This window comes from Mesorhizobium sp. B2-3-15 (genome assembly GCF_006442875.1).
Taxonomy (GTDB): Bacteria; Pseudomonadota; Alphaproteobacteria; order Rhizobiales; family Rhizobiaceae; genus Mesorhizobium; species Mesorhizobium australicum.
In genome coordinates, this window is sequence record NZ_VFVO01000007.1 from 1 (window position 1) to 26,108 (window position 26,108).

The following is a 26,108-nucleotide window of genomic DNA, read 5'->3' on the forward strand; positions in this document are numbered from 1 at the left end:
ACTCAAGCCCGCTTGCGGGCTTGAGCAACTTGGATTCATGGGCGTGCTTTATGGACTTCTTAGAAGTCCATGCCGCCACTCAAGCCCGCTTGCGGGCTTGAGCAACTTGGATTCATGGGCGTGCTTTATGGACTTCTTAGAAGTCCATGCCGCCCATGCCGCCCATGCCGCCGCCGCCCATGCCGCCAGGCATGCCGCCGCCAGCCGAATCCTTCTTCGGAGCTTCGGCGATCATGGCTTCGGTGGTGACGAGCAGGCCGGCGACCGAGGCCGCGTCCTGGAGGGCCGTGCGCACGACCTTGACCGGATCGACGATACCCATGACGATCATGTCGCCATATTCGCCGGTCTGGGCGTTGTAGCCGAAGGTCGCGCCCTTGTTCTCAAGGATCTTGCCGGCAACGATCGAGGCTTCCGCACCAGCGTTGGCCGCGATCTGGCGGGCCGGAGCCTGCAGCGCACGACGAACGATGTTGATGCCGGCGGCCTGGTCGGCGTTGACGCCGGTCACCTTGATGTTGGCCGAAGCGCGCAGCAGGGCAACGCCACCGCCAGCAACGATGCCTTCTTCCACGGCCGCGCGGGTCGCGTTGAGGGCGTCATCGACGCGGTCCTTCTTTTCCTTGACTTCGACTTCCGTCGCACCGCCGACGCGGATCACCGCAACGCCGCCGGCGAGCTTCGCCAGACGTTCCTGCAGCTTCTCCTTGTCGTAGTCCGAGGTGGTCTCCTCGATCTGCTGCTTGATCTGGGCGACGCGACCCTGGATCTCGGCTTTCTTGCCGGCGCCGTCGACGATGGTGGTGTTCTCCTTGGAGATCGACACCTTCTTGGCGCGGCCGAGCATGTTGAGGCCGACATTCTCGAGCTTGATGCCGAGGTCTTCCGAAATGACCTGGCCACCGGTCAGGATGGCGATGTCTTCCAGCATGGCCTTGCGGCGATCACCGAAGCCCGGCGCCTTGACGGCGGCGATCTTCAGGCCACCACGCAGCTTGTTGACGACCAGCGTTGCGAGCGCCTCGCCTTCGACGTCTTCCGAGATGATGAGCAACGGCTTCGAGGTCTGCACGACGGCTTCGAGGACCGGCAGCATCGCCTGCAGGTTGGAGAGCTTCTTCTCGTGCAGGAGGATGTAGACGTCCTCCAGCTCGGCAACCATCTTGTCGGCGTTGGTCACGAAATAGGGCGAGAGATAGCCGCGGTCGAACTGCATGCCTTCGACGACTTCGAGTTCGGTCTCGGCGGTCTTGGCTTCCTCAACCGTGATGACGCCTTCGTTGCCAACCTTCTGCATCGCTTCCGCGATCATCTTGCCGACCGACTCGTCGCCATTGGCCGAGATCGTGCCGACCTGGGCAACTTCCTCGGAGGTCTTGATCTTCTTGGCGGCCTTGCCGAGAGCAGCGACCACTTCGGTGACGGCCAGATCGATGCCGCGCTTCAGGTCCATCGGGTTCATGCCGGCCGCAACCGACTTGTGGCCTTCCTGGACGATCGACTGCGCCAAAACGGTCGCGGTCGTGGTGCCGTCGCCGGCGATGTCGTTGGTCTTCGAAGCAACTTCGCGGACCATCTGCGCGCCCATGTTCTCGAACTTATCTTCAAGCTCGATTTCCTTGGCGACGGTGACGCCGTCCTTGGTGATGCGCGGGGCGCCGAACGACTTGTCGATGACGACGTTGCGGCCCTTGGGACCGAGCGTGACCTTCACCGCGTCGGCGAGGATGTTGACGCCGCGCAGCATGCGCTCACGGGCATCGCGAGAGAATTTTACGTCTTTGGCAGCCATGTTTTAGCTCCTGGCAGGGGCTCGGATAGAGCCCGAAAAATTCAAGTTGAGGGTGAGGCCGATAATCAGCCGATGATGCCCATGATGTCGGATTCCTTCATGATCAGAAGGTCTTCGCCATTGAGCTTGACTTCGGTGCCCGACCACTTGCCGAACAGGATGCGGTCGCCGGCCTTGACGTCCAGCGGGACCAGCTTGCCAGCTTCGTCACGAGCGCCGGAGCCGACGGCGATGATCTCGCCTTCCTGCGGCTTTTCCTTCGCCGTATCCGGGATGATGATCCCGCCGGCGGTCTTGGATTCGGATTCGACCCGGCGAACGACCACGCGGTCATGAAGCGGGCGGAACTTCGACTTTGCCATTTTTTCTTCCTCGATGAGAACGGTGAGAAACAGTTCCTCCGTCCGGCGGCGCCGGACACATAGTTAGCACTCACCAAAGGCGAGTGCTAACGTGGCGCTGAAATAGGCCGCCGACCTGCCAGAGTCAAGGCGCGCGGAGCGCCTCTTCGTACGATGGCGATGACTTATCGAAGCTTGGCCGAACCGAGTACCAGGAGCGGACAACGTTCCGCCAGGGGATAACTGCCGCTTGGCACGACGCGCACCTGGTCGAACCAGCCGCGCGCCTCATCCACCAGCATGGCCAGCGTCGCGAAGCTGTACCTCGTTTCGGAGCCCGCATAGACGTCGATCGTGTTGATGGATGCCATACTCCATCCGGTGCATGCGGCAAGGGCCTCCCGATCCGGAAACAGCTTGTCGAATGCCGCACGGATTGCTTGCACATCGACGCTGCTGTCGCAGTCGCCGGTCGTGCACGCCATGGCTATCCGCCATTTGAGCGCGTGGAAATTCTCGATTCCGCCGGCCAGGACCAGAGCTTCGATGCCGCGCAGGTCATCCGCGGTTTCCGGCCGAGCGAACACGCGGATCGCCGCATGCCGGCCAGGCTTTAGCACCCTTGCGATTTCACCGAACAGCGAACCGCGCGCGGCCTTGGTGTCGACCGCCGACAGGCAGCCGTCGCCGATGACCGCGTCGAAACATTCCCGCTCGACCGGGAGGTCAAGCCAATTGCCGGCCATCGCCCTTCGCGAGATGTTGTCGCCGGCCCATACGCCGGAAATCATGGCAGCCGATTGATCGATCGCCAACATCGATCTGCCTAGAACCGCCAGTTCAGGTGTCACCCCAAGCAGAAGGACATCGGCATTTCCGAGATCGAGTTCGCGCTCGAATAGGCCGACGGTTTCCGGCGTCGGCCGGAGCGGGGCGTCCAGGAGCTTCCAGTGCCGATGATAACTGTCCCAATGATTCGTCATGCAGACCCGATGGAGCCCAGGAAAGTCTGGCATTGATTGACTAGAGCCGCTTAATGGAAGTGGGGATGGAAGCCAAGGGGTTAGCTGGTGGCGCGCATCATTGTCATAACGCATGAGCATGACCGGTTCCTGGGTCGCCGCGGCCTTCTGCTGCGCCGGAATAGCCGTTACATGCTTTTCGATATTCTCGAGGACCTGAAGAGGCGGGGCCATTCGGTCCGAATTCAGCCTGGCCTCTCCAGACAATCCAGCGCCGATGTCGCGGTTCTGCACGTCGATGCGACAACGACACCGGCGGATTATCTCGAATATGCGCGGAGTTTTCCCTTATGCCTCAATGTCGGGGCCGCCGACATATCGAAACGGCGGGTAAGCGGAGCGCTTCTGGCCGAGGGCGACGGCTGGCTGGGCCCGGTCATCGTCAAAAGCAATCTCAACAACCAGGGCATTCCGGAGACACGGCTCAATCGGCGGTCGAGGCGTGCCGGCCAACCGGCACCCTTTGCGCACGTGCCAGCCATGCCGTCCTACGAGGTCTACCAATCCCGGGACGACGTTCCCGATGGCGTCCTCGATCGCGATGATCTGGTCGTGGAAAAGTTCATCCCGGAAAAAGAACCTGACGGCTTTGCGGTGCGCTTCTGGGTGTTTTGCGGAGAGCGCGAGCGCTGCACCCGCTACGTCTCGCCAAACAGCCTGGTCAAGGCATCGGAAACGATCCGGCGCGAGCCCGCCGCTGTTCCCGACGAACTGCGCGAACGGCGGCGTGAACTCGGCTTCGACTATGGGAAATTCGATTTCGTCATGCATGAGGGCAGGGCTGTTCTCCTCGATGCCAACAAGACGCCCGGCCGCCCGCAGAACCTGGTGAAGATGTTCGCGGCGGGCGCTTCCGACCTGGCCGATGGTTTCGAAGGCCTCATCCGCCGGGCGAGATAGGTCCCCGGTTGCCGGTCGCTAAAGAAACAGCCGCAACTGGGTGTGGATGATCGATCGGTAATCCTCGATGGTCCGGCGGCTTTCCACTTCGCCTTGCGCAAGCGCCAGGCGCACAACGCCGCCGGCGAGCTGGAAGATCAGCAGAACCATGCGTTCGAACTGCTCGTGCTTTTCCGGCTCGAGCAAGGCGATGACGTGGTCGCAGAACATCTTGGCCTGATGCCGGGTTTCGGCGATGTCGAGATTCTTCAGCGCCTTGTCGGCCTGGATGGCGTTCTGCAGATCCTGGATGGCCGGATCGCCGGCGACCCGGCTGAGGTAGTCGTCAAGCAGCCGATCGGACGCGACGATGACGTCCTTGGCTTCGCGGACATCGGCGACGATCGCCGCCAACCTGGCACGGCTGACCTCCGAGAACCGCTCATAGAGCATCGCCAGGATCGCCGACTTGTTGGGGAAGTAGTGGTAGACGGTGGCGATCGGCCCGCCCGCCAGCATGCCGACCTCCTTCATGGTGACGGCGTCGATGCCTTTCTCGCCGATCAGCCGCATGGTGGTCGACAGAATGGCGTCGATGCGCTCGCGGCTGCGCTCCTGCTTGGGCCTGCGCCTGGGCTCGGTGATCGTTCGACTGGCTTGCGTCATGCACCGATCTTTCGCACGAGTTCCCAAATTCCGGTTGACAAGAAATATGATCAAGTATCAGTTTCTGGAATGCTGACAGACTGTCAGCTTTTTTGCCGTGCGGCAAGGACGTTGGGAGGCGCCTATGGCTTCGACAAGCGCTGATCTTCAGGGCGAAGGCGACTGGCTGGTCGGCAATCCCAGCGGCGGGCAGCTCGCCTCGGCCCTGTGGATCGGGTCGGTCGGCCTGCTCATTCTCGGTCTGCAGCCCGTCCTGCTCGGCGCCCTCTATACCGAGGGCCATGTCAGCGGCGACGAACTGGCGTTGGTCGCCACCGCCGAGATGATCGCCATCGCGATTGGTTCGGCGATCGTCGCGATGCTGCTTTCCGCCCACAACATGCGCTGGAAAAGTGCCGTCCTCCTGCTGCTCTTGGCGCTGGCCAATGTGTGGACCGCCTATGCCGCCGGCGCCCACACGCTGATGGCGGCCCGCGCGCTGGCCGGCCTTGCCGAAGGCGGCCTTGTCGCGGTCGCCACCGAACTGATTGCCCGTTCGCGGCGCGCCGAACGCATCGGCGGCTATTTCGTCACCATGCAGACCCTGGCGCAATGCGCTCTTGCCCTGGTGCTGGCGCTCTATGTCATTCCAGCCGCCGGGTCGGCTGGCGGCTTCCTCGTTCTTGCCGTCGTCTGCGTCGCGTCGCTGGTGGTCGCCTTTGCTGTCCCTGCCGATTATGCCGATCTGCCGAAGGACGAAAACCTCGCCAATGTGCTGACGGTTCCCTCGATCACCGCGCTGTTGTCGGTCTTCTGCTACTTCATGTTCTTCGGCGCCGTATGGGCCTTTCTGGAGCCGCTTGGCGCCCAATTCGGCATCGACGGCCGCACCGTCGGGCTGATCGTCTCGGCCAGCCTCGCGGCGCAGGTGCTGGGCGCGATGACGGCGACCGTGTTCGAGGCGCGCATCGACTATCGGCTTGCCGTCACGGGGATCGGCCTCGTCGCGCTTGTCGCCTCGCTCGTGCTTGCCAGCGGGCCCGGCCTCACGATGTTCTGGGTCGTGGCCCTGGTCATGGGTTTTATCCTGCTGTTCATCGTGCCCTACCAGATCCGGCTGGCGATCACCGCCGACGAGACACGCACCGCCGTGCTGCTGGTGCCGGCCGCCCAGCTTTTCGGCCTGGCGATCGGACCGGTCGCGGCGTCGCTGCTCATCGACGGCAAGGAGTTTCGCCCGGTTCCCGAGTTCGCCGCCGCAAGCGCTGTCGCCAGCGTGGCGTTGCTCGGCCTGTTTGTCCTGGCGGCGCGGCGTCGCCGCGCGATTGCGTGAGCACCATGTCGAACAGCTGGAGCAACTGGTCCGGCTTTCTCACCGCCGAACCGCGGCTGCTTGCCAGTCCGGCCGATGCCGGCGAACTCGGCGATCTCATTCGCACCGCACCCGGCCCGGTCCGCGTCGTCGGCGCCGGTCACTCCTTCACGCCATTGGTGAAGTCCCAAGGCACCATCCTGTCGCTGGAGAAGCTGGAAGGGCTGGTCGCGCATGACGCGAAAAAACATCAGGCGTGCGTGCGGGCGGGGACGCGCCTTGGTCCGCTCATGCACATGCTGCAAGGCATCGGCCAGGGCCTGCCCAATATGGGCGACATCGACCGCCAGGCGATTGGCGGCGCGCTGGGCACGGCCACCCATGGCTCGGGGCCTACGCTGGGCGCGTATCACACACAGCTGGAAACGGTGCAGATCGTCGACGGGCTTGGCAAGGTCCGCGACTTCAAGCGGGAAGGGGATCAGGAAACGATCCATGCGATCGGCGTTGCGCTTGGCGCCTTCGGTGTGCTCAGCGAAGTGACGTTGAACAACATCGCGACCTACCGGCTGCGGCGCCGCAAATGGGTGCTGCCGATAGCCGACATGCTGCGCGATTTCGAAACGATGATGAGCGAGCACCGGTCGGCCGAATTCTACTACATCCCATTTTCAGGCTACGCGCAGTTCATCGCCAGCGACTTCAGCACCGAGGCGACCACCCCGCGCCCGACCGACGATGACGAGGGCTCCCTGCGCACGCTGCGCCGCCTGCGCACCGGGCTTGCCTGGCTGCCCTCGCTGCGCCGCAGGCTGATCCTGGGCGCGGTCGCCAAGGTGCCGGCCGAGGATTACGTGCAGGACTGGCTCAACGTCTATGCCAGCGACCGGCAGACCAGGTTCAACGAAATGGAATATCACCTTCCGTTCGAGGAGGGGCCGAAGGCGCTGGCCGAGATCATCGAACTGACCGAGAAGCATTTTCCGGAAGTCTATTTCCCGATGGAAGTGCGGTCGGTGGCATCGGATGAATTCTGGCTCTCCCCTTTCCACAAAAGGCTCACCTGTTCCATCGCCATCCACCATGACGCGGCGAACGATCCGTTGCCGTTCATGCGTGCAGCCGAGCCGATCTTCCGCGGATATGGCGGCAGGCCGCACTGGGGCAAGATGCACAGCCTGAAAGCGGCCGACCTGAAAAAGCTCTATCCGCGCTGGGACGATGCGATGGCGGTGCGCCGCGACATCGATCCGCAAAACCGCTTCGTCTCGCCCTATATGGCCGACCTGTTCGGCATCGAACCCAGTTCTTTCGGCATCCAGCCATGAAGGCGTATTTCGCCACGCTTTCGGATGCGCTGAGAGAGGCGGACATTTTCCAACCCTGCCTGCTGCTCGACCTCGATCGGCTGGATGGCAACATTGCCCTGGTGAAGAAGCGGCTTGACCCCAGTCTTGCCGTCCGTTTGGTCGACAAGTCGCTCGCTTGCCTGCCGCTGCTCTCCCATATCGGCAAGGCGCTTGGAACCCACCGCCTCATGACCTTCCATCCGCCGATCACCGAGGCGGTGCTTAAGGCGTTCCCGGATGCGGATCTGCTGTACGGCAAACCGATGCCGGTTGGCGCGGCCAGGGCGGTGCTTTGCAGAGGCGACGTGGCTTGGTCGCGGGTCTGCTGGCTGATCGATACACAGGAGAGACTGGCGGAATATGGCGCGCTCGCCGACGAACTCGGCGCCGAATTGCGCATCGCTTTCGAAATCGATGTCGGACTGCATCGCGGCGGCTTTGCCGAACCGGCGGCCCTGTCGCGGGCGCTGAATGCGCTGCCCACCCACAAAGGGCTGCGCTGCGAAGGTGTCATGGCCTATGAAGCGCATGCGCCGCACATACCAGGCCTGTTCGGTGGACCGGCCAAGGCGTTGGCGCAAGCCTCCGAACAGGCCGCCGCTTTCGTCGCGCGCCTCGGCGCCGACCAGCGCCATATCCTGAACATTGGCGGCAGCAAGACCGCGCTGCTTCATCATGGCGGCATTGCCAATGAAGTTTCGATGGGCTCGGCCTTCGTGCTGCCCGTCGATTTCGACACGCCCGGCCTTGATGGCTTCCAGCCGGCGGCCTTCATCGCAACGCCAATCCTGAAAGTGGTCGAGCCGATGCTGCCTGGCCCGCCGGCGGTCTCGCGTTTGCTGCAGGCGCTGGGCCGGTTTCCGCGCAAGGGCTGCTATCTCTATGGCGGCAAGTGGATGGCCGAACCGGTGTTTCCCGACGGCATGACGACAAACGGCCTGCTTGGCCTGTCTTCCAACCAGCAATTCATGGGTCTGCTCGCCCAGGCCGTCGTCAGGCCCGGCGACTATGCGTTCCTGCGGCCCACGCAGAGCGAGGCCGTGCTGCAGCAGTTCGGATCGATCGCGGTGCTTTCCGGTGGCAGGATCGTCGACCGCTGGCCGGTGTTGCTGATGATGTAAGCATCTCGGGCGCCTTCCCTATAGTTGACTCCGTCAAGTAAATGATCGATCCTGTGCCAGCAGGAGATGACTCGAATGACAATCCACCAGCAGCCAGACAAGGCTGCGCCCAACAAGGGCCTGATCGATGCGGTGCGGGCGTTCAACCGCTTCTACACCCGCCAGATCGGACTGCTCGATGAAGGGCTGCTGAAGAGCGCCTTCTCGCTGACCGAGGCACGCGTGCTCTACGAACTGGCGCATCGTGACGGACTGACCGCGACCGATCTCGGGCGCGATCTCGGTCTCGACGCCGGCTATGTCAGCCGTTTGCTGAAGAAGTTCGAGCGCCTTCACCTCATCTCCAGGGCCACGCTGGCTTCGGACGCTCGGCAATCGTCGATCGCGCTGACGCCGGCGGGCAAGAACGCCTTCGCGCCGCTGAACCAGGGTTCGCACGATCAGGTCGCGGCGCTGCTCGATCGTCTGCCTGCGTCGGAGCAGGACCGGCTGGTCAAGTCCATGCGCGCGGTGCAGCGTCTGCTGGATGACGATGCCGAGCCCAAAATCCCTTATCTGCTGCGGCCGCTGCAGGTCGGCGACATCGGCTGGATCATCCGCCGGCAAGGCATGCTCTACGCGCAGGATTATGGCTGGGACGAAACCTATGAGGCGCTGGTCGCCGAAATCCTCGCGGCGTTCGTAAAATCCTACGATTCGAAATGGGAGCGCGGCTGGATCGCCGAGCGGGCAGGCGAGGTCGTCGGCTCGGTCTTCGTCGTGCGCAAGTCGGATCAGGTGGCCAAGCTCAGGCTGCTCTATGTCGAACCTTCAGCGCGGGGTCTCGGCATCGGCAAGCGCCTGGTCGAGGAATGCATCGGCTTTGCCCGCGCCAGAGGGTACAGGACGCTGACCCTATGGACCAACGACATTCTCACCGCCGCCCGGCACATCTACCAGACGGCCGGTTTCAGGCTGACCGAGGAAGAGCCTCACCATTCCTTCGGCAAGGATCTGATCGGCCAGAACTGGGAACTGGAGCTGTAGCGGCGCGTCATGCCTTGACCGGCACCCAGATCTCCAGCCCGCCATTGCCGGTGTGGGCGTCGAATTCAGGCCCGTAGCGCTCGAATTCCGGCGCATCGGCAACCTCATGGCCGGATGCCGGCAGCCAGCTGTTCCAGATCGTATTGATCGTTCGCCGGATGGTCGAGATGTGTTCGCGATGCGTGAAAACGGCGTATCTCTGCGCCGGCACCCGCACCCGTTGGAACTCCTTCGGCAGATCGGCGAAGTCGCGCACCTCGACGCCGACGACATAATCGAAATTGCCGGCATCGTCGCCATTGAGGCAGACGCCGTAGAAAACGCCGGCCACTTGCCCGGGGATGTGGCCGATATGGGGAGCGAAGCGCTGCCATTGCATTGGAATGCCGGCGCTGGACTCACAACTGTAGCGCTCGCCCAGTCCGGCGATGAGGAATGGCCGGCTGGTCTCGAAGCGCGGTGGTTCAAGTGTGGTCAAAAGCGAATTGTCCATCAGGATGGGCTCCACGAGGTCGAGGGTCTCAGTCGAACCTTGCGCGCGCACCAGCTCCGGCGTGGTGCCGAACTGGTCGCGGAAGGCCCGGGTGAATGCCTCATGCGAGTTGTAGCCGGCGTCGAGCGCGACGCACAGGATGTCGGGCGCCCCGCCGGCGAGCCTCCGTGCCGCCTCGGTCAGCCGGCGCGAGCGCATATAACCCATGACGGAGCGGCCGGTGGCGGCGCCGAAGGCGCGCGTCACATGAAAGCGCGACACGCCGCTGCTTTGGGCAACGTCGTCGAGCGTAACAGCCTCCGGCAGGTGGCTTTCGACAAACCATAGCGCCTTCTCGGTCGGGTTCATGTGTTCCTCGCATGTGGCGTCCTCACTCTGGCGCCTCGTTGCCCGGCCAGCTTGATCGAAATTGCGCATCGCGCAAATAGGCGATCGGGCCCGCGCGGTGTCGTCCGCGCGGCCCGTCGTCTATCGTGGGCTCGGATGACCGGCAAATCGCCGTTGAACGGCCGACTGGTTCAGCGGTAACGCGCCTGGTTCCATTTGTGGCCAAGCAGCGAAAGGATGATGATCAGCCCATTGAAGAACTGGACGTAGAAGCCGCTGAGCCCAGCCGCCACGACGCCGGTTTGGATAAACGACACGGTGACGGCGCCGATCGCGCCGCCGGCCACGGTGCCGATGCCACCCCAGGTCGGCGTGCCGCCGACGAACACCGAGGCCAGCACCGGCAAGAGATAGCCGTCGCCGGCGGTTGGCCACCAGGTGAAGTTGATCATCACCGAGAACGTGCCGGCGATCGCGGCCCCGATGCCGACGAAGACGAACACTTTCACCCGCACGCGCTTGACGTCGATGCCCATCTGCTGGGCACTGTCGGGGTTATCACCGACCACCTTCACCTGCGCGCCGAAGCGGTGGCGGTTGTAGAGCATCGCCGAAAGGACGACGAAGGCGATGGCCCAGAAGATCTGCACCGGAATTCCAAGGACCTGGCTGGAGAAGATCCTGTAGGCCCAACTGTCGGCAAGGCTGGTCAGCGAAGTCGATCTGCCCTCATTGATGATCTGAATCAGGCCGCGCAGCAGGAAATTCATGCCGAGCGTGGCGATCAGCGACGACAGCCCGCCATAGACCACCAGCGACCCGACGAGGAAGCCGAGCAGCGTGCCGGTGACCAGTGCCGCCGCAATGCCGAGGAACGGATCGTAGCCCGCCTGCACCACCAGCGCGAAGACCCAGGAGGCAAAACCCATCGTCGCGGGAAACGACAGGTCGATCTCGCCGCAGGTGACGACGAAGACCAGCGGCACGACCACGAACAGCGCCACGGGAAGCGTGGTGAGCACGGCGCTGTAGAGATACCAGGTTGTGAAGACCGTCGGGTTGGCGATCATGAAGACCGCCATCATGACGACGAACACGCCGAGCGTGCCAAGCGACGCGCGGTTGTCAAGGATGAAGCCGCGCATCCAGTGATCGGACGGGTGCTTCCACTCGTTCTGGGAACTGCCTTGGCGGGAAATGCCGGCCGACGGCTCGTGCAGATCGGGCTCCATGGTCTTGCTCATCGTGCTCTCTGCTCCGCGTCGCCGGTGTCGTGCAGCCCGGCCAACCCGCCCGGATGCGCGACGTCTTCCATGAAGTTGATGAGGTCTTCGGCCGACTTGACCTCGCTGCGATCGGCGGTGAGCGCGACCTTCCCGCGATCCAGCACCACGAAGCGATCGGCGATGTCGAAGACATGATGGATGTTATGGCCGATGAAAAGGATCGAGCGGCCGCTCGCCCGCACCTGGCGCACGAAATGGAAGACCTTGGCGGTCTCGGTCAGAGACAGCGCCGTCGTCGGCTCGTCGAGGACGATCAGTTCGGCCTGCTTGTAGATGGCGCGCGCGATCGCCACGCCCTGGCGTTCACCGCCCGAAAGCTGGCCGACGATCGAATGCGGCGTGAACACTTTCGAGGTGAAGCCGATCTCGCGCATCAGCCGGCTCGCCTCCTCGATTTCCTTGCCGACCTTCAGCCAGCCGAAAGGGCCGGTGAGTTCGCGGCCCATGAAGATGTTGCGGACGATCGTCTGCTGCACGGCCAACGCCCGGTCCTGGAACACCGTTTCGATGCCGGCCTCGCGCGAACGTGCCGCATTCCATCCGGTCACCGGCTTGCCGCGGATGAGGATCTCGCCGCTGGTCGGCTTGACCACACCGGAGAGGATCTTGATCAGCGTCGACTTGCCGGCGCCGTTGTCGCCGATGAGGCCGACCACCTCGCCGCGATCGACGCTGAGATTGACCCCGCCAAGTGCGTAGACATGGCCGTAGGACTTAGCGATATCGCGCAGCTCTATGAGACGTTCGGCCATAGCATCCTCGCTTGATTGTCTGGCGCCAGCCTTCTCGCCAGCGGCCCGCCGGCCGGGGCCTGATCCCGGCCGGCGGCTTGGGAGGTCAGCGCAGCGCCTGCTTGGCGAGTTCTGCGACGATCTCGTAATTTTCGGGCGTGACGAAACCGGCGCCGGTGTCGACGTTCATCGGCGCCAGACCCAGCACCACCTGCTGGCACAGGCTGAGGATCGGCAGATAGCCCTGCAGGAATGGCTGCTGGTCGGCCGTCAGTTGCACCCAGCCGCCCTTGAAGCCCTCGACGATCTGCGGGCTGGTGTCGAAGCCGAAGTTGAAGATGTCGCCAGGCTTTCTGCCAGCTGCCTGCATGTAGGTGGCGACATTGCCGAGCATCTGTCCGCCGGGATAGCCGACGGCCTTGACATCAGGATTGTTGAGCAGCGCTGCCGTAAGCACCGGTATCGCCAGATTGGGGTCGGAAGCCCATTCGCCGCTCGGCGGCGACGACAGCTGGATGACTTCGACGCCCGCCTCCTTCAAGGCCGCCACCGTGCCGCGCTCGCGTGCGCCGCGGCTCTCGTTCTCGAACGGGCCGATCATGATCGCCTTGTCGCCGGCCTTCAGCTTACCGAGCTTGAACGCTTCGGCGCCAAGTGCGCGGCCCTGCTGTTCCTGCTGCGCGCCGATATAGCCGCCACCGAACGCCGCCGTCACCTTCGGCACCGGGACGTTCTGGTACATCATCTTGATGCCCTCCTTATGGGCCTCGTCGGCGAGCGGCATGATCGCGGCGTCGCCCGGATGGCCCATCATGGCGATGCCCTGGGGCTTGACCGCGACCGCTTCGCGCAATTGCTGCACCATCTTCTCCGCGTCCCACTGGGAGAAGATGTAGTCGACCTTGGGTCCGAGATCTGCCGCCGCCTGCTTGGCGCCATTGTAGACGATGGTGCCGAAGGCGTCGCCCTCGGCGCCGCCGACGAAGAAGCGGATGTGGACGTCCTTGCACCATTGGGCGTCGAGCGCCTGCGCCGGCAAGGTGAAGATTGTGGCGGTAAGCGCCGTGGCCGCCGCCACGACGGCCGTGCGCAGAAGTGTCGTCCTGATCGCGATGCTCATGCACGTTCCTCCCATTGTTTTCCTCGTCAGCCGAGGGGCCTTTGAACGATTGCTTTGGCAATGCCACTTGCGGCCGGCTCCTCCCGCCGACCGATCCTCACGCCGGATTTGGCAGGTAGCTCGCACCTCCCCGGCATAGTTTGAGATACTCCAGGGCGCGTGCCTGCCCCGTGATCTCGAGGTCGCCGCGATAGACCGGGTCGTGCCAGCCTTCGATGTCGATGGCGCCCTTGTACCCGGCCAGCCTCAGTTCACTGATCACCCGGGTCCAGTCGCTGTCGCCGAAGCCGGGCGTGCGCATCTGCACGAAGGGCAGGCGGCCGAACACGCCGTGCTCGCGGATGACGTCCCAGCGCACCGTGGCGTCCTTGCCGTGGACATGAAAGATGCGATGCGCCCATTTGCGGATCTGCGGCATCGGATCGATCAGGTAGACGAGCTGGTGGCAGGGCTCCCATTCGAGACCGAGATTGTCGTTGGGCAATTCGTTGAACATCAGCTCCCAGGCATCCGGATTGTGGGCGATGTTCCAGTCTCCGCCGGCCCAATTGCCGTCCATGGCGCAATTCTCGAAGGCGATGCGCACGCCCTTGTCGGCGGCGCGTCTGGCCAGTTCGCCCCAGACTTCGCGATAGCGCGGCAGGCTGTCGGTCAGCGGTTTCCCGCGGATGCGGCCGGTAAAACCGCTGACCAGCATGGTGCCGAACAGATGGGCGTTGTCGATCACCGTTTTCCAGGCCTCGAGCACGCCGCGGTCGGTGTCGCCGCTCTCGAGCGGATTGCCGAACACGCCGATCGAACTGACGGTGACGTCGGCATCGCCGATCGCCTCTTCAATCTCTCCGGCGAGCCGCGGCAGATCCTTGCCGCCGAGCGTCTGCCAGAAAAAGGGCTGGATGCTCTCGAAGCCGAGCGGCAGGATTTGCCTGATATAGGCGGCCGGGTCTTCGAGATTGGCCCGCACCATGGTGCCGATCCTGATGTCGAGAAGCGGGTTCGGCATGGTCATCCTTCCTGCGATGCGATGTTCACGCGACGACCGGTCTCGGCGCTCTGGATCGCCGCGAAGACCATGGCCAGGCTCTTGATGTTGTCCGAGCCCCGTGTCTCCGGCTCGGTGCCGGTTTCCACGGCTTGCACGAAGTCGGCAATGACGCCGAGATGCCCGCCGATACGGTCGGACGGATCGAGGGGAGGCACTGTCACCGGCCCGACCTTGTCGATCAGGCCTTCGCGCTCCGGCAGCACGACTTCCGCCTTCACCTCGTCATGGCCGTCCCAGATCAGGCTGCCGCGCTCACCGACGATACGCCAGCTGCCCTCCCAACTGGTGCGAAAGCCGTCGGCGCACCAGCTGCCACGATAGGTGAACATCCTGTTTCGGCCGAGCCCGAAAGTGGCGCTTGCCGACGACCCTTGCCGATACCAGGAATTGGCCGGCTCCCATTCCTGGCAATAGACATCGGCAGGTTCGCCGTTGACCATGTAGCGAGCGGCATCGAAGGTGTGGATCGCCATGTCGAGCAACAGCACGTGGCGCATCTCTTCGCGAAAACCGCCAAAGTGCGGCGCCACGAAAAAATCCGCGTGGATGCTGGTCGGCGCGCCGATGGCGCCTGAATCCAGAAAGCGGCGGATGCGCCGGACATTGGCGACATAGCGGCGGTTCTGAACGACGGCGTGGACGCGGCCGGCGCGCCGCGCGGCGTCGACGATGGCGCGGGCGTTGGCCGGACTGTCGGCGAGGGGCTTTTCCGTCAGCAGGTGACAGTGATGGGCAAAGGCCGAATTGGCCACCTCGCGGCGGGCGGCCGGAACGACCACGTCGAACACCGCATCGGCTTTGGTCTGATCCAGAATGACGTCGAGATCGGTGCCGATCGCGGCCCCGGCAAGGTCATATTCGCGGGCTCGCTGGCGTGCCCTGTCGGCGTCGAGGTCGACGAGACCGGCAATCCTGATTTCAGGGGACTGACGGGCGGCCTCGAGCCACGTTTTGCTCATGGCTCCGCACCCGACCAGGACGACATGCAGCATCCGGCGCTCCTCCGCCAACCCCTCCCGGTTGGCATTCACGGTTCTTCCGTAAACGTTTACGATGACACACCCGAGGGCGTAGAATGTCAACCGGATTTGTGGCCGTTCGTCTGAGTGGCCTTGGCCGCAAGGTCCGCTAATGTTAGCGGGAACGGAAGGGGATTGGTCTTGGCATCCAGCATTCACGATCTTGCGCGCCATTTGAATATTTCGATCGGCACGGTGTCGCGGGCGCTCAATGGGCGCGCCGATGTCAATGCCGAGACGCGGCAGCGCGTGCTCGATGCGGCGCGCCTACTCAACTATTCACCCAACCAGTCGGGCAGGAACCTGCGCCGGGGCACCACGCATGCCGTCGCGTTCATGCTGCAGCCCCACCCGGGTGATCAGCAATATGGCGAGCCGTTTTTCATTCCGTTCCTGAGCGGGTTGCAAGCGGCACTGGCCGAGCACGGGCTCGACCTGATCATCGTCATGGGCGCGCCCGCCGATTATCAGCAGGAGCGCCTGCGACGGGTCGTCGAGACACGCCGCGCCGATGCCGTGTTGCTGGCCTGGACCCGGCGTGAGGACGATCGCATCGACTATCTCAGCAGGGCCGGCTTTCCCTTTGCGACGCTTGGCCGAAGCCAGTCCGGTGACGAGACCTATCCCTCGCTCGACCTCGATTTCGAGAAGGCGGGCGCCGACGCAGTCGACCGCCTGGTTGCACGCGGCCACCGCCGCATCGCCGCCATCCGGCCGTCACTCGACCTCAACTTCGGCTATCTGTTTCTTGACGGCTATCGCAAGGCGCTGCGGCGGCACGGCATCCACATCGATCCCGAGCTGATCGCCGACGGCTTCATCAACGAAGCCGGCGGCTACGCGGTGACGCCGCAAGTCATGCGCTCGAAGGATCCGCCGACAGCGATCATCTTCAACAATGACGCGATGGCGCTCGGCGGCTGCAAGGCGCTTGCCGAGATGGGGATCATGCCCGGTCAGGGCATCGCGGTGATGGTCATCGTCGATACGCCGCTCTGCCGCTATTTCTCCCCGGCGCTGACCGCTTTCCGCCCGGCATTGGAGCCGATGGGACGGCGGCTCGGCGAAATCCTGCTCGCCTCGCTGCCCGCTTTCGCCGGGCCCACGGGGCCGCAGACCATCAGGGAGGTCTGGCCGCTGGAACTGGTCGCGCGCGACAGCGATTGACCACACGCCTGTGTCCGCCATCCGCATTTGCCGGCTTTCATAGCGAAGTGGCATCTTGAATAGTAAGCACGCTTATTATATGTATCGCTCATGGTTTCAGATGGCATCGATAGATTGGGATTTTTGATCCACGACGTGCAACGCCTGATGCGCAAGCGCTTCGAGGCGCGCGCCAGCGGGCTCGGCCTGTCTTCGGCGCAATGGCGGCTTCTGGTCCGCGTTGCCAAGGAGGCGGGCGTTGCACAGGCGCGGCTCGCCGAACTGCTCGAAATCGAGCCGATCAGCGTTTCACGCCTGGTCGATCGGATGGAGGAGGGCGGCTGGATCGAACGCCGCTCCGACGCGACCGACCGGCGCGTGCGCATGATCTTCCCGACCGAGAAGGCGAATGCGGCCTATGCGGACGTCAAGAGCCTTGCTGGCGAGGTCTATGAGGAATCGCTCAGCGGCGTTTCGCCGGAAGACCGGCGCATCCTGATCCGGGCGCTGGATGTAATCGTGCAAAATCTGACGGACAGCGAAGCTTCGTCGCTTGAAAAGATCAAGAGTGCGGAAGGTGCGGCAGCATGAACGCGGTAGCCAAGGTAGAAGAAAACGCTCCCAAGGTGGAGATGGAAGCGCCGGTCCAGCCGGCATCAACCCCGGTCGCGGTCGCTCCTCCCGTGCAACCCGCGCCGGCGCCGAAGAAGAAGCGCCGCATCGGCCGCTTCTTTTTGATGTTCGCCTTGCCGGCGGCATTGATCATCGGCGGCGGCTATGTCTGGGTGACGGGCGGGCGCTACCAGGAAACGGAAAACGCCAATCTGCAGCAGGCCAAGGTGTCGATCGCCTCTGACACGGCCGGTCGTATCGTCCAGGTCGCCATATCGGACAACCAGACGGTCAAGCAGGGCGATCTCCTGTTCGCCATCGACCCCGAGCCCTACCGGATCGCGCTCGCCCAGGCGGACGCCGCGGTCGCTACCGCGCGTCTCAATGTCGAGCAGTTACGCGCGGCCTATAGCCAGGCGCAGTCGCAGCAGAAGTCCGCTGCCAGCGAGGTCGACTATGCGCAGTCTCAATTCGATCGCGCCGCCGATCTTGCCCAGAAGGGCATCAACGCCAAGTCATCGCTGGATCAGGCCAAGAACGATCTCGACAAAGCCAGGCAGCAACTGGCTGTTGCCGAGCAAGGCATCATCAGCGCCAAGGCGGCACTCGGCGGCAACCCCGACATCGAAACCGACAAGCATCCGACGGTGATGTCGGCGCTCGCGGCGCGCGACAAGGCTGCCTATGATCTGGAGCAGACCACCGTGAAGGCGCCTGCCGATGGTGTCGTCTATCAAGCCGCGTCCTTCAAGGTTGGCCAGTATGTCGGCTCCGGCACACCGTTGTTTGCGCTGGTCGAGACCGGCGACACCTGGGTCGACGCCAATTTCAAGGAAACCCAACTGACCAACATGAAGCCGGGCCAGAAGGCGGAGATCGTGGTCGATACCTATCCGGGCAGGACCTTCGAGGCGACGGTCAGGGCTATCGGTGCCGGCACCGGCGCGGACTTCTCGCTGCTGCCCGCCCAGAACGCCACCGGCAACTGGGTCAAGGTCACCCAACGCATCCCGGTGCGCCTGGAACTGACCGACCCCGACGCCAAGATGGCGCTGCGCACCGGCATGAGCGCCTCTGTTACGGTCGATACGGGCGTCGCGCGTGGCTGGCCGTCGATCTTCGGTCACGCTACGGCCGGCGAGCCCGCGAAGTAGTCTCGGCAGAAGCCCGCGGAGACCAAGCGGGTGAAAGCGAGTTGAAGGATTGGTCTGACGGGAGGGGTGGGAAGGATCAGCGTTTGGGCCGAGCCGCGTGGCAGCCGTCCAAAATCTGAAATCTTCGACACGGACCTGTCGGTCCTCAGGTTTCCGGGCGGCAGGCATCCGCTCATCAGAGACTTTCAGTCGATGTAACCCCCACATCGATAATCGCGTCCCACCGCGACGAAGGTCTCTCAACGGAAGGCTTTGCCGCCCGGAAACCCGTTGTACACGTTTCTGTTACCTTCTGGAAGTTCTGCGCCATGAGCACGTCCGAACCATTCAAAGAAGTGCCGCATCGTGGCCTGATCACGGTCGCGCTCATGCTGGCGACGATCATGCAGGCGCTCGACACCACCATCGCCAACGTCGCGCTGCCGACCATGACCGGCGATCTCGGCGCCTCGCCCGACAACATCAACTGGGTGCTGACCTCCTACATCGTCGCCGCCGCCATCATGACGCCTGTCACCGGCTGGCTCGCCGACCGTTTCGGCCGCAAGGAGCTGTTCCTGACGGCGGTGGTCGGCTTCACCATCTTCTCGATGTTGTGCGGCCTGGCGTGGAGCCTGGAAACCATCGTGCTTTTCCGGCTGATGCAAGGTGTGTTCGGCGCCGCGATCGTGCCGCTGTCGCAGACCTTCCTGCTCGACATCAACCCCAAGGAGCGCCATGGTCAGGCGATGGCCATATGGGGCGCCGGCATCATGCTGGGACCGATCCTCGGCCCCACGCTCGGCGGCTGGCTGACCGAGAATTTCAACTGGCGCTGGGTGTTCTTCATCAACCTGCCGGTCGGCATCGTCGCCTTTCTTGGCATGGCGGCCTATTTGCCGGCGGTCGCCCGGCGGGTGCGCAGCTTCGATTTCTTCGGCTTTGCCATGATATCGCTCGGCGTCGGCGCCCTGCAGCTGATGCTCGATCGCGGTGGCGAGGTCGACTGGTTTTCCTCGGTCGAGATCTGGATCGAGCTTGGTCTTTCGCTCACCGGCTTCTGGGTGTTCATCATCCATACGATGACATCGGAACATCCGTTTATCGATCCGAAGATTTTCCTCGATCGCAATTTCGTCACCGGGCTGGCGTTCATCTTCGTCATGGGCGTGCTGATCCTGGCCTCGATGTCGCTGCTGCCGCCGATGCTGTCGACCATCTTCGGCTATCCAACGGTCACCATCGGCATCGTCATTGGGCCGCGCGGTGTCGGCACCATGATTTCGATGCTCGTCGTCGGGCGCATCATGGGCAAGGTCGATGCCAGGATTCTCGTCGTCATCGGTTTCCTCCTGACCGCGCAGTCGCTCTACACCATGGCAAGCTTCACCCCGCAGATGGACAACTGGCTGATCCTCAGCTCCGGCGTGATCCAGGGCCTCGGCATGGGCATGGTGTTCGTGCCGCTGTCGACGGTTGCCTTCGCCACGCTCGACGCCCGCTACCGCACCGATGCAACCTCGCTGTTCAGCCTGGTGCGAAATCTTGGCTCGTCGATCGGCGTGTCGGTCGTGACCGTGCTGCTGGTGCGCAACACGCAGATCAACCACGCCGAGCTTTCAACCTTCATCAACCCGTTCAATCCCAATCTCTGGGCGGTCTCGCCGGCAGCCGCCGGCGGCGATCCGACGGCACTGTCGCAGGTCGACCGCATGGTCAATCTGCAGGCGATGATGATCTCCTACGTCAACGACTTCAAAATCCTGATGATCATGACGCTGGCCGCTATCCCGTTCGTCTTCCTGTTGCGCAAGCCGAAAACGGCGCCGGCCGGCGGCGGTGCGCCCGCCGCTCATATAGACTGAAGTAGCGGCTGCTCGTCAGCGGATGTCCGCTGCCGGCGATGTCTTTGCTACCTGCCGAGCACCAGCGACCAGTAGCGCAGGTTGGGGTCGCGGCCGTCACGGACATAGGCAAGTCCGAAGCGGTTGAAGTCCGGATCGAGTATGTTGCGCCGGTGTCCCTGCGAATGCATCCAGATATCGAACAGCTTCTGTTGGTCGAAGCGGCCGGCCGCGATGTTCTCGGCGGCGGCACCGTGTACGCCATTGTCCCTCATGCGCGAGGCGAAATCCTTGCCCCAGCCGGTGGTGTGGCTCATGTTTTCACGCTGCGCCATGTAGCCGGCCTGCTGCAATGCTGCTTGCTCCAACTGCGCGTCCGGGGTCAGCGGGCCGCGCCCGGCCGTCGCACGCAGGCTTGCCAGCGTGCCGGTTGCCGAGGAGGAAACCCCGGCGCCTTGCCCTGTCGGCAGCGAGACGGTGCTGCAGGCGGCAAGCCCAAGCAAGGCCGCCAGGCCAGCCGCCTTGAGCCCAGCCGCCTTGAGCCAACTGCGCCTGTTCAAGTTCGCGATCTGGTCGCAATCGATTTTCGAAGTGGTCATGCGTGCCTGACTCGGTCCCGATCATGGCTTTTGCCGGGCAGGCGGTGAAAAATCTCGATCGAAGCGGCCCCTAGTTCACAAGCGTGATGAGGCGGCTGGAGTACATCTCTCGATTTCCGAACACCGCCGTGCAGTCGGTCTTGATGGAAGAGTTGCCTGTCATCTGCACGGTCAAGCCAACAAGCCTCAGGCAGTCCCCCTGACCACTCATGTCCGAATTGCCGGCAAACGAAACGGCCGCGTCAGGCGCATAGACGAATCCGCTGATCACGGAATTTGCGCCGCCATTCAGGGTCAAGGCTGAAATGTTCCCGCGGCTCTGGAAGATGGTGATGCCGGCGTAAGGCCCGCTGGTTGGCGGGGAAAGGTTCACCTTTTCATTGGCGTTTATGATGATCTGTGCCCCTTCGGTGAGGAATATGGTTACGCCCTGGCCGCTCAGGCTGCCATTCCCGCCCGGCTTCAGGGTGACGCCGCGCAAGATGTAGACGCCCGGGTTGAACGTGATGTTTCCTGACAATGTCTTGTCGCAATAGGTGCCGGGCGACAGCGTGTAGGTTTTGCCGTTCGGCACCGGCAGGCAAAGTGTGTAGGGGGGAGGGACGATGTCGGCCAGGGGATCGAAGGACGCATATTGATGTTCGAGCGGCGTGCCGCAGGTGAGGTTGGCAGCGGGCGGAGAAAGCCCGGAAGTGCCACCGACGGCCGATACGCAGCCCGCCGAGACCTGCGCGGAACCGCCCCTGCTGACGGCATCGGACGCGTCCGAGTTTGCCGCGATCACGCAGTTGCTCATGGCGACATCGGTCGAGCCTTGTAGGCTCACCGCCGCCGACGCATGCGGATCGAGCGCCAGCACGCAGGCCTGGGCGCCCGGGTGCATCTTGACCGTTGCCGACCGGTGAGCTGGCCAGGGGGCAGCGCCGTTGATGAAGCTCGGACGGTTGATGCCGGACGACAGCGAGATGTAATAGGCGCTCGGATCGCCGCTGGCGGTGGCCGAAAAGGCGGAAACGCTGTCTGAATATTCCTGCTGGTCGGCAATGCTCAAATTGGCTGCGAAGAATGTCAGCCCAAGCCCCTGGACATCGCTCGCGCTCATGCTGGGCAGGTATTTGGTGCCGACGGCAAGGCCAGCCGCGTCCAGCGAGTTCTGCAGTTGCGCGGCGTCATCGCTCGTGCCCGTCAGGTCGAGGGTGCCGGCGACGACAGCCATTATCGGCAGCAAGGCTACGGCGGTCGCCATGGCGAAATTGCCGCGTTCGCAAGACCAGAAGCCCTTCAATGTGAACATCGCCCCTCGCCAACGTTTGTAAAGCTCAGGTGATACGCTCTGGGTCTCTACGAGTAATTTAAGCAATAGCTAAAATGCATGGATTCTAAAATGAACTCAGTGGTTCGCCAGACGATGACCGCTCAGCAAACCTTATGAGACGCGGCGACAATCCCGGGAAGATCGGCTATCATGCGAGCGTTCTTGAAGTGGCAGCTACGGGCAGCCACCCTAGGCGGTGACCGCCCCCCGAGAAAAACGGAGGAAGGTTATGGCCGGCTTTCATGTCATGGCGGACGCGTACGGGATGCATGTGCAACCAGCGGTCCGCCGCATTTCCACGGCGGACCTCTGGGACGCGCTCAGGCTTGGCGCCGAGGACTTCTGGGCCAAGCCCTCGCATTACGTGTTCCTGTGCCTGATCTATCCGGTCGCCGGCCTGATCCTGACGCAGTGGACGTCCGGCTCCAACGCCATCCAGCTCGTCTATCCCTTGATGTCGGGCTTTGCCCTGGTCGGGCCGTTCGCCGCGATCGGACTCTATGAGATCAGCCGCCGGCGCGAGCTCGGCATGAACACCAACTGGCGGCATGCGCTCGATGTTCGCCATTCATCGGCGCTGCCCTCGATAGCGGTTATCGGCATCATGCTGTTCGCGCTGTTCCTGTTGTGGCTGTTCACGGCGCAGTCGATCTACACCAGCCTTTTCGGCGGCGAGCCGCCGGCTTCGGCCGGGGCCTTCCTGCGCGATGTGCTGACGACCAGCAAGGGCTGGAGGCTGATCCTTCTCGGCAACGCGGCCGGCCTGGTCTTCGCGGTGGTCGTGCTGGCGACCACGGTCGTTGCTTTTCCGCTTCTGCTCGATCGGGATGTCGGCGCCGTTTCGGCGATAGAGACCTCGGCGCGCGCGGTCATGGCAAATCCGCTGCAGATGGCGCTATGGGGCCTCATCGTCGCGGTGCTGCTGGTGATCGGCTCGATCCCGCTGTTTGCCGGTCTCGCCGTCGTCATGCCGATCCTCGGCCACGCGACCTGGCATCTCTACCGCAAGGTGGTCGAGCCGGCCCAGATCCGGCCGCCGCGCCGGCCGATGTGACGCTTCAGCGCTGCGCGTCGGTCGCCATCTTCAGCGCCAGCGCCGTCAGCACGGTTCCCATCATCCAGCGCTGGATGACCAGCCACAGCGGGCGTCCGGCGAGGAAGGTGGCGATCGAGCCGGCCGTCAGCGCGATGACGGCGTTGACGCTGAGGCTGATCGATATCTGCGTCGCGCCCAGCACCAGAAGCTGCGACAGGACATGGCCCTTGCCGGGGCTGATGAACTGCGGCAGCAGCGACAGATAGAGAACGGCCACCTTGGGATTGAGCAGATTGGTCATCAATCCCATGGCGAACAGCTTGCGCGGCCGGTCCTTCGGCAGATCGCGCACCTGGAATGGCGAGCGTCCGCCCGGTTTCACGGCCTGCCAGGCCAGCCACAAGAGGTAGAGTACGCCGGCAAAGCGCAGCACGTCATAGGCATAGGGCACCGCGATCAGCAGCGCCGTGATGCCGAACGCGGCCGACAGCACGTAGAACAGGAATCCGACCGCAACGCCGCCAAGCGAGATCAGTCCGGCCTTCGGCCCTTGCGACAGTGAGCGCGAGATCAGATAGATCATGTTCGGACCCGGCGTCAGCACCATGCCGAGGCAGACCAGCGCGAAGGCGAGATGGTTGGCGGTATCGGGCATTGTTCGTTCCCCAGCCTGCCGCGATGGATGAGAGACCATGCGAGCGGCCAATCTGTGCCTGTCACGGCAGCCGCCCGCAAGGGCTTGACGGCGCCGGGCGTTGCGCCAGGGGAAGGAACTCGGGTTAGCCGACGACGCGCAGGTTCGACAGCTCGTTGCCGATTTCCTTGAAATCGTTTGCCAGGCTGGCGCCGGTCGCATTCCAGAACAGCTTCGCCGGTTTGCTCGGATCCGTCGCATCCTTGCGGAAGCGTGAATTCGACGAGCAGGATTTCAGCGCATCGATCGCCAGCTTGTCGCTGGCCTTGGTCGTCGACAGATCGAGCGCCACCGTCATCACCATGATGTTGGCTGCCTTGGCGTTGTTGCAGAGCGTGGCCATCTGCTCGTTGAGGGCATTGGTGTAGTTGCCGTTCGAATAGTCGAACTGACCGATGGCGCTCGATGTGCCCATGAACAGGCGGCCGACCGAGGTGCCGTTGTAGCCGGGGTTGAGGTAGCCGAAGGACGCATAGGTCGATTTCGAATTGGCGGGGTCGGAATTGCCCAGCGAGGATGGCGTATAATAGGTGTTGGCGCCGTCGGTCAGCACGATCACCACCTTGTCGTTGCCTCTTTCGGTTTCCGGGCGCCCTTGCGTGAACGGCTCTCCGCTCGAGACCACCCGCCAGCCCCAGGCCATGCCCTCGGGAACATTGGTGCCGCCATTCGGCTGCATCAGGTCGATCGCCGCCTTGATCGAGGCGAGCCCGTCGGCGACGCTGACGTCGGTCAGCGGCGTGATCGGGTTGGTGGTGCAGCTGTAATTCGGCCCGTTGCCGGCGGGCAGCGCCGGCGCATCGATCGGCCGCGGCTGGAAATATTTGGCCATGTTGCGCAGCCGCGATTGGCCGCTGCTGCTCGATGGATCGTCGTTCCACCAGCTGTTGATGGCACCATAAGTTACCGGTGCGGCCTCGTCGGGGGCCTGGGTGAGTTTCCAGTGATTGCCGGGTTCGTCGGGCGCGAACATCGGCACGAACATCGTTGCCGGATCGCCGACGCCGATGCCGGTGTTGGCCGAGCCACCGGACGGCGTGGCGTCGTTGATATTGTAAGGGTAGGGCCGTGCCTCGACGCAGCCTTGCCAACTGGCGAACGGACCGTAGGAATCGACATAGTCATATTCGTTGTGGCTGCTTTTGCAGGTGTTGTTCGAATTGTATGCGTCGCAGACCACGCGCTTGCTATTGACGATACGCTCGTGGTTGGTGACGACCTTCATGTCGCGATAAAGCGAAAACCGGGTCAGCATCTGGCCTTCCTCGGTTCCCCAGCCGGTGCCGCGCTTGTACCAGATGCCGTTGGTCTGCTGGGCGTATTTGTTGGCGCCGTTCAGCGTCGACCAGTCGAAATTCTCGTTCGATACCGGCGACAGACCCTCGGTGTCCATCCACGAGGCGTTGCCGTTGCCGGGGCCGACATTGACGGAGGCGGCAAAGGGCACGAGGCCGAATTGCACCGGCCTGTCGACCTGCTTGATCATCGCGGCCTGCTGGGCAAGCGTGTCGACCAGTTGCTTGGCCGCTGTTTTGAGCAGATCGATGCGCATTTGTCCTGAGCCGGTGCCGGGCGTGACCATCGATCCGGAATTGTCGAGCACCAAGGCAACCTCCAGCGTGTTCTTCAGCCGGACTTGCGAGGTGACGTTGAAGCTGAGCCTCTGGTTGGCATCGGTCGCCGATTTGCCGACGAACTGGGCGAAGGCGGGGTAGAAATAGGGTTTGTAATTAAGTTGGGCGGTCATGGTCAGCAGGCCGCCGCCGCTGGTGTTGCTCGGCAAGGTGACGTTGAGCGTCGCGCTGACGGGATCGATGTCGTTCAAATTGGCGTTGAAAAAGTCGAGCGCGTAGGCTCTCAGCTGATCGTCGGTGGCGCCTTCCGTCAGCCGGCGGGCCGTGGCGAAGTTGGCGGCGTCGAGCGCGTTCATCACCATCTGCTTTTCACGGTTCATTTCCGTGAAATCGACCGCGATCGCCAGGCCGCCCATCAGCGGCACCATCGCCACAGCCGTCATGAGAGCATAGTTGCCGCGCCTGTCGCGGCGGAACTGACGCCAGATTTCAAACATGCTTGCAGCGGCCCCCGCCGACGGATTCTCGGCCGGCGCCAACTTTCCACAAAACGCTGAAGGACGGGTTTGGGAAACCGCTCTATTGCTTGGTCTGCGCTTCACCAACCGCTAACCAATCAAGGCCGCGGCTTGCGCCGCAATTCGCGC

General features: G+C 63.4%; 24 protein-coding genes. 10 read left to right on the forward strand and 14 right to left on the reverse strand.

All coding sequences use genetic code 11. The features are described 5' to 3' along the window. Positions 1 to 136: 136 nt before the first annotated feature. The 3 genes from groL to FJ954_RS15365 all read right to left on the reverse strand — a co-directional run bounded on the left by groL (position 137) and on the right by FJ954_RS15365 (position 3,329). Positions 137 to 1,792: a chaperonin GroEL gene (gene groL / locus FJ954_RS15355; RefSeq protein ID WP_015318388.1), complete on the reverse strand. Its 1,656-nt coding sequence runs from the start codon at positions 1,790 to 1,792 to the stop codon at positions 137 to 139. A gap of 65 nt (positions 1,793 to 1,857) precedes the next feature. Further along, positions 1,858 to 2,154, reverse strand: a complete 297-nt coding sequence (gene groES / locus FJ954_RS15360) for a co-chaperone GroES (RefSeq protein ID WP_006203049.1) — start codon at positions 2,152 to 2,154, stop codon at positions 1,858 to 1,860. A gap of 164 nt (positions 2,155 to 2,318) precedes the next feature. Next, entirely contained in the window at positions 2,319 to 3,329 is a 1,011-nt protein-coding gene (locus tag FJ954_RS15365) for a class I SAM-dependent methyltransferase (RefSeq protein ID WP_246681073.1), read from the reverse strand. Here FJ954_RS15365 and FJ954_RS15370 point away from each other — a divergent pair. After that, positions 3,288 to 4,055: a hypothetical protein gene (locus tag FJ954_RS15370; protein ID WP_246681074.1), complete on the forward strand. Its 768-nt coding sequence runs from the start codon at positions 3,288 to 3,290 to the stop codon at positions 4,053 to 4,055. The two genes, FJ954_RS15365 and FJ954_RS15370, sit on opposite strands and share 42 nt — an antisense overlap. An 18-nt stretch (positions 4,056 to 4,073) precedes the next feature. Here FJ954_RS15370 and FJ954_RS15375 read toward each other — a convergent pair whose 3' ends face one another. After that, positions 4,074 to 4,700: a TetR family transcriptional regulator gene (locus FJ954_RS15375; protein WP_140617152.1), complete on the reverse strand. Its 627-nt coding sequence runs from the start codon at positions 4,698 to 4,700 to the stop codon at positions 4,074 to 4,076. A gap of 124 nt (positions 4,701 to 4,824) precedes the next feature. Here FJ954_RS15375 and FJ954_RS15380 point away from each other — a divergent pair, with 124 nt between their 5' ends. From FJ954_RS15380 to FJ954_RS15395, 4 genes are all read left to right on the forward strand, one after another. After that, on the forward strand, positions 4,825 to 6,012 hold the full coding sequence (locus tag FJ954_RS15380; RefSeq protein ID WP_140661865.1) for an MFS transporter: 1,188 nt from the start codon (positions 4,825 to 4,827) through the stop codon (positions 6,010 to 6,012). Positions 6,013 to 6,017: 5 nt separating this feature from the next. Further along, positions 6,018 to 7,319, forward strand: coding sequence for a D-arabinono-1,4-lactone oxidase (locus FJ954_RS15385; RefSeq protein ID WP_140662072.1), 1,302 nt, complete (start codon positions 6,018 to 6,020; stop codon positions 7,317 to 7,319). After that, positions 7,316 to 8,461: an alanine racemase gene (locus FJ954_RS15390; RefSeq protein WP_140661866.1), complete on the forward strand. Its 1,146-nt coding sequence runs from the start codon at positions 7,316 to 7,318 to the stop codon at positions 8,459 to 8,461. Before FJ954_RS15385 ends, FJ954_RS15390 begins: the two co-directional genes overlap by 4 nt. 75 nt (positions 8,462 to 8,536) lie before the next feature. After that, on the forward strand, positions 8,537 to 9,487 hold the full coding sequence (locus FJ954_RS15395; protein WP_140661867.1) for a helix-turn-helix domain-containing GNAT family N-acetyltransferase: 951 nt from the start codon (positions 8,537 to 8,539) through the stop codon (positions 9,485 to 9,487). Positions 9,488 to 9,494: 7 nt separating this feature from the next. Here FJ954_RS15395 and FJ954_RS15400 read toward each other — a convergent pair whose 3' ends face one another. From FJ954_RS15400 to FJ954_RS15425, 6 genes are all read right to left on the reverse strand, one after another. Continuing rightward, complete coding sequence (locus FJ954_RS15400) at positions 9,495 to 10,328, reverse strand: AraC family transcriptional regulator (protein WP_140661868.1); 834 nt, start codon at positions 10,326 to 10,328, stop codon at positions 9,495 to 9,497. Between the two features lie 170 nt (positions 10,329 to 10,498). Beyond that, the gene (locus FJ954_RS15405; protein WP_140661869.1) at positions 10,499 to 11,551 is read right to left on the reverse strand and encodes an ABC transporter permease; all 1,053 of its coding nucleotides are present in this window, start codon (positions 11,549 to 11,551) and stop codon (positions 10,499 to 10,501) included. After that, on the reverse strand, positions 11,548 to 12,345 hold the full coding sequence (locus FJ954_RS15410; RefSeq protein WP_015318378.1) for an ATP-binding cassette domain-containing protein: 798 nt from the start codon (positions 12,343 to 12,345) through the stop codon (positions 11,548 to 11,550). The genes FJ954_RS15405 and FJ954_RS15410 overlap by 4 nt, the downstream gene beginning before the upstream one ends. Positions 12,346 to 12,430: 85 nt before the next feature. Beyond that, positions 12,431 to 13,444, reverse strand: coding sequence for a substrate-binding domain-containing protein (locus FJ954_RS15415; RefSeq protein ID WP_140661870.1), 1,014 nt, complete (start codon positions 13,442 to 13,444; stop codon positions 12,431 to 12,433). Between the two features lie 97 nt (positions 13,445 to 13,541). Next, complete coding sequence (locus tag FJ954_RS15420; RefSeq protein WP_210241804.1) at positions 13,542 to 14,447, reverse strand: sugar phosphate isomerase/epimerase; 906 nt, start codon at positions 14,445 to 14,447, stop codon at positions 13,542 to 13,544. 2 nt (positions 14,448 to 14,449) lie between these two features. Beyond that, entirely contained in the window at positions 14,450 to 15,481 is a 1,032-nt protein-coding gene (locus FJ954_RS15425) for a Gfo/Idh/MocA family oxidoreductase (RefSeq protein WP_140661872.1), read from the reverse strand. A gap of 168 nt (positions 15,482 to 15,649) precedes the next feature. Between FJ954_RS15425 and FJ954_RS15430 the strand changes: the two genes are divergently transcribed. The 4 genes from FJ954_RS15430 to FJ954_RS15445 all read left to right on the forward strand — a co-directional run bounded on the left by FJ954_RS15430 (position 15,650) and on the right by FJ954_RS15445 (position 20,264). Then, positions 15,650 to 16,675: a LacI family DNA-binding transcriptional regulator gene (locus FJ954_RS15430; RefSeq protein ID WP_140661873.1), complete on the forward strand. Its 1,026-nt coding sequence runs from the start codon at positions 15,650 to 15,652 to the stop codon at positions 16,673 to 16,675. Between the two features lie 90 nt (positions 16,676 to 16,765). Continuing rightward, positions 16,766 to 17,245 carry a MarR family transcriptional regulator gene (locus tag FJ954_RS15435; protein ID WP_015318373.1) on the forward strand — a complete coding sequence of 160 codons (480 nt, stop codon included), beginning with the start codon at positions 16,766 to 16,768 and terminating at the stop codon, positions 17,243 to 17,245. After that, on the forward strand, positions 17,242 to 18,420 hold the full coding sequence (locus FJ954_RS15440) for an HlyD family secretion protein (RefSeq protein WP_140661874.1): 1,179 nt from the start codon (positions 17,242 to 17,244) through the stop codon (positions 18,418 to 18,420). Before FJ954_RS15435 ends, FJ954_RS15440 begins: the two co-directional genes overlap by 4 nt. Positions 18,421 to 18,728: 308 nt before the next feature. Beyond that, positions 18,729 to 20,264, forward strand: a complete 1,536-nt coding sequence (locus FJ954_RS15445) for a DHA2 family efflux MFS transporter permease subunit (RefSeq protein WP_140661875.1) — start codon at positions 18,729 to 18,731, stop codon at positions 20,262 to 20,264. A 47-nt stretch (positions 20,265 to 20,311) separates the two neighbouring features. Here the strand turns inward: FJ954_RS15445 and FJ954_RS15450 are convergent, their stop codons facing one another. After that, positions 20,312 to 20,842, reverse strand: coding sequence for a CAP domain-containing protein (locus tag FJ954_RS15450; RefSeq protein ID WP_181166516.1), 531 nt, complete (start codon positions 20,840 to 20,842; stop codon positions 20,312 to 20,314). A 70-nt stretch (positions 20,843 to 20,912) separates the two neighbouring features. Then, positions 20,913 to 22,136, reverse strand: coding sequence for a pilus assembly protein TadG-related protein (locus FJ954_RS15455; protein WP_140661876.1), 1,224 nt, complete (start codon positions 22,134 to 22,136; stop codon positions 20,913 to 20,915). A gap of 250 nt (positions 22,137 to 22,386) precedes the next feature. Between FJ954_RS15455 and FJ954_RS15460 the strand changes: the two genes are divergently transcribed. Beyond that, positions 22,387 to 23,211 (forward strand): DUF2189 domain-containing protein, encoded by an 825-nt coding sequence (locus tag FJ954_RS15460; RefSeq protein ID WP_140661877.1) that lies wholly within the window; start codon positions 22,387 to 22,389, stop codon positions 23,209 to 23,211. A 4-nt stretch (positions 23,212 to 23,215) separates the two neighbouring features. On the opposite strand, the gene FJ954_RS15465 is transcribed toward FJ954_RS15460, so the two are convergent. Further along, positions 23,216 to 23,848, reverse strand: coding sequence for a LysE family translocator (locus tag FJ954_RS15465; RefSeq protein ID WP_015318367.1), 633 nt, complete (start codon positions 23,846 to 23,848; stop codon positions 23,216 to 23,218). A 124-nt stretch (positions 23,849 to 23,972) separates the two neighbouring features. After that, positions 23,973 to 25,958 carry a TadE/TadG family type IV pilus assembly protein gene (locus FJ954_RS15470; protein WP_181177826.1) on the reverse strand — a complete coding sequence of 662 codons (1,986 nt, stop codon included), beginning with the start codon at positions 25,956 to 25,958 and terminating at the stop codon, positions 23,973 to 23,975. Positions 25,959 to 26,108: the final 150 nt, after the last annotated feature.

What these genes read in the sequence shown, in the direction of transcription:
- groL (WP_015318388.1), bottom strand. Translation starts at nt 1,792, where the DNA reads ATGGCTGCCAAAGACGTAAAATTCTCTCGCGATGCCCGTGAGCGCATG.
- groES (WP_006203049.1), bottom strand. Translation starts at nt 2,154, where the DNA reads ATGGCAAAGTCGAAGTTCCGCCCGCTTCATGACCGCGTGGTCGTTCGC.
- FJ954_RS15370 (WP_246681074.1), top strand. Translation starts at nt 3,288, where the DNA reads ATGCTTTTCGATATTCTCGAGGACCTGAAGAGGCGGGGCCATTCGGTC.
- FJ954_RS15365 (WP_246681073.1), bottom strand. Translation starts at nt 3,329, where the DNA reads ATGGCCCCGCCTCTTCAGGTCCTCGAGAATATCGAAAAGCATGTAACG.
- FJ954_RS15375 (WP_140617152.1), bottom strand. Translation starts at nt 4,700, where the DNA reads ATGACGCAAGCCAGTCGAACGATCACCGAGCCCAGGCGCAGGCCCAAG.
- FJ954_RS15380 (WP_140661865.1), top strand. Translation starts at nt 4,825, where the DNA reads ATGGCTTCGACAAGCGCTGATCTTCAGGGCGAAGGCGACTGGCTGGTC.
- FJ954_RS15385 (WP_140662072.1), top strand. Translation starts at nt 6,018, where the DNA reads ATGTCGAACAGCTGGAGCAACTGGTCCGGCTTTCTCACCGCCGAACCG.
- FJ954_RS15390 (WP_140661866.1), top strand. Translation starts at nt 7,316, where the DNA reads ATGAAGGCGTATTTCGCCACGCTTTCGGATGCGCTGAGAGAGGCGGAC.
- FJ954_RS15395 (WP_140661867.1), top strand. Translation starts at nt 8,537, where the DNA reads ATGACAATCCACCAGCAGCCAGACAAGGCTGCGCCCAACAAGGGCCTG.
- FJ954_RS15400 (WP_140661868.1), bottom strand. Translation starts at nt 10,328, where the DNA reads ATGAACCCGACCGAGAAGGCGCTATGGTTTGTCGAAAGCCACCTGCCG.
- FJ954_RS15405 (WP_140661869.1), bottom strand. Translation starts at nt 11,551, where the DNA reads ATGAGCAAGACCATGGAGCCCGATCTGCACGAGCCGTCGGCCGGCATT.
- FJ954_RS15410 (WP_015318378.1), bottom strand. Translation starts at nt 12,345, where the DNA reads ATGGCCGAACGTCTCATAGAGCTGCGCGATATCGCTAAGTCCTACGGC.
- FJ954_RS15415 (WP_140661870.1), bottom strand. Translation starts at nt 13,444, where the DNA reads ATGAGCATCGCGATCAGGACGACACTTCTGCGCACGGCCGTCGTGGCG.
- FJ954_RS15420 (WP_210241804.1), bottom strand. Translation starts at nt 14,447, where the DNA reads ATGCCGAACCCGCTTCTCGACATCAGGATCGGCACCATGGTGCGGGCC.
- FJ954_RS15425 (WP_140661872.1), bottom strand. Translation starts at nt 15,481, where the DNA reads ATGCTGCATGTCGTCCTGGTCGGGTGCGGAGCCATGAGCAAAACGTGG.
- FJ954_RS15435 (WP_015318373.1), top strand. Translation starts at nt 16,766, where the DNA reads ATGGTTTCAGATGGCATCGATAGATTGGGATTTTTGATCCACGACGTG.
- FJ954_RS15440 (WP_140661874.1), top strand. Translation starts at nt 17,242, where the DNA reads ATGAACGCGGTAGCCAAGGTAGAAGAAAACGCTCCCAAGGTGGAGATG.
- FJ954_RS15445 (WP_140661875.1), top strand. Translation starts at nt 18,729, where the DNA reads ATGAGCACGTCCGAACCATTCAAAGAAGTGCCGCATCGTGGCCTGATC.
- FJ954_RS15450 (WP_181166516.1), bottom strand. Translation starts at nt 20,842, where the DNA reads ATGACCACTTCGAAAATCGATTGCGACCAGATCGCGAACTTGAACAGG.
- FJ954_RS15455 (WP_140661876.1), bottom strand. Translation starts at nt 22,136, where the DNA reads ATGTTCACATTGAAGGGCTTCTGGTCTTGCGAACGCGGCAATTTCGCC.
- FJ954_RS15460 (WP_140661877.1), top strand. Translation starts at nt 22,387, where the DNA reads ATGGCCGGCTTTCATGTCATGGCGGACGCGTACGGGATGCATGTGCAA.
- FJ954_RS15465 (WP_015318367.1), bottom strand. Translation starts at nt 23,848, where the DNA reads ATGCCCGATACCGCCAACCATCTCGCCTTCGCGCTGGTCTGCCTCGGC.
- FJ954_RS15470 (WP_181177826.1), bottom strand. Translation starts at nt 25,958, where the DNA reads ATGTTTGAAATCTGGCGTCAGTTCCGCCGCGACAGGCGCGGCAACTAT.